At 72.0% G+C, this 2,024-nt stretch carries 1 pseudogene; it reads left to right on the top strand.

Annotated elements, in window-relative coordinates:
• Positions 1-2,024, top strand: a pseudogene (locus ACYVKR_RS22720) (hypothetical protein); the annotation flags it as partial.

Here is a 2,024-nt window from a genome sequence, read left to right as displayed (position 1 = left end):
CAGCTGATCGGCGGCTTGACCGATGGCCTGGGCGGTGAAGGCGGCCTGGGTGGTGGCGTGATCGGCGGCATCGTCGACGGTGTGCTCGGCGGCCTGCTGGGCGGTATCGGCGGTACCCCGGGTGGCGGCGCCGGCGACGGCATCGTCACCACCGCACAGGACGTCGTGGACAACCTGCTGGGCGGCACGGTGGCCGAGCCCGTGGGCCAGTTGCTCGATGCGCTGACCAATCCCACGGACGGCACCCTGTCGGCCGTGACCAGCGTGCTGGAAGGCCTGACCAATGTGGAAGGCGGCCCGCTGGGTGTGCTGACCGAACTGGCCCAGGGCCTGACCCTGGTGGATGGCCAGGCCTTGGCGCCCGTGATCGATACGCTGAACGACCTGATTGCCGGCCTGTCCGTGCCCGGCGCCTCGACGGGCGGCCTGGGCGGCATCGTCGAAGGCGTGCTGGGTGACAACGGCCTGCTCGGCGGCCTGCTGGGCGGTGACGGAGGCTTGCTGGGTGGCTTGACTGGAGAAGGTGGCCTGCTGGGCGGCGTCACCGGTGAAGGCGGTTTGCTCGGCGGCCTGACTGGCGAAGGCGGCCTACTTGGCGGTGTTACCGGCGAAGGAGGTTTGCTCGGAGGCCTGACCGGCGAAGGCGGGCTGCTGGGCGGCCTGCTCGGTGGCGGCAACGGCGGCACCCCTGGCACGCCAGGCGGCACCGGCCTCGTAACCACGGTGCAGACGGCCGCGGACCAGTTGCTGGGCAACACGCCCGTGGCGGTGGTCAGCCATGTGGCCGATACCGTGCTCGATCCGCAGACCGGCGTGCTGGCGCCTGTCACCGGCATTGTCGAAGACCTGACCCACACCAATGGCGGCCCGCTGGGCCCCGTGACCCAGGTCGTGGGCGGCGTGCTCGGCACCGTCACCGGTGCGGGCGGCCTGTTGGGCGGCCTGAATGGCGAAGGCGGCCTGCTGGGCGGCATCACCGGTGAAGGCGGCTTGCTCGGTGGCCTGACGGGCGGCGGTCTGCTGGGCGGCGTCACCGGCGAAGGTGGCCTGCTGGGTGGCCTGACGGGCGGCGGCCTGCTCGGCGGCATCACCGGCGAAGGTGGCTTGCTCGGCGGTCTGACGGGCGGCGGCCTGCTTGGCGGTGTCACCGGCGAAGGCGGCTTGCTGGGCGGCCTGCTGGGTGGCGGCAATACGGGCACGCCGGGCAGCAGCGGAGGCGTCGGCCTCGTGACCACGGTGCAGGCAGCTGCAGACCAGTTGCTGGGCGACACACCCGCGGCGGTGGTCAGCCATGTTGCCGATGCCGTGATCGATCCGCAGAACGGTTTGCTGGCACCGGTCACCGGCCTTGTCGAAGGCGTGACCAACACCAACGTCGGCCCGCTGGGCCCCGTGACCGAGGTCGTAGGCGGCGTGCTTGGCACCGTGACCGGTGAAGGTGGCCTGCTGGGCGGCTTGACCGGCGGAGGCGGCCTGCTCGGTGGCGCAGCCGGAGCAGGCGGCCTGCTGGACGGCCTGACCGGTGAAGGCGGCCTGCTCGGCGGTCTGCTGGGCGGCGGCGTGGTTGGCATCCCCGAGTCGGGCATCGGCCTGGTGACCACGGTGCAAGGCGCTGCAGGCCAGTTGCTGGGCGACACGCCTGCCGCAGTGGTCAGCCATGTCGTCGACACCCTGGTCGATCCGCAGACCGGTGTGCTGGCACCCGTGACCAGCCTGGTCGAAGGCCTGACCAATACCAACGGCGGCCCGCTGGGCACCGTGACCCAGGTCGTGGACGGCGTGCTTGGCACCATCACCGGTGAAGGTGGCCTGCTCGGCGGCGTCACCGGCGAAGGCGGCCTGCTGGGTGGTCTGGCTGGAGCAGGCGGTCTGCTTGGCGGCGTCACCGGTGGAGGCGGCCTGCTGGGCGGCCTGACCGGCGAAGGCGGCTTGGCTGGCGGTCTGCTGGGCAGCGGCGGCGGTTTGCTGGGTGGCCTGTTGGGCGGCGTCTCGACGGCTGCGCACGGCATCACGGCCGATACGCA

The sequence above is a fragment of the Comamonas humi genome, from assembly GCF_054782535.1.
Note: the sequence above shows the minus strand (reverse complement) of the source record. Positions and strands in the feature narration are given on the sequence as shown.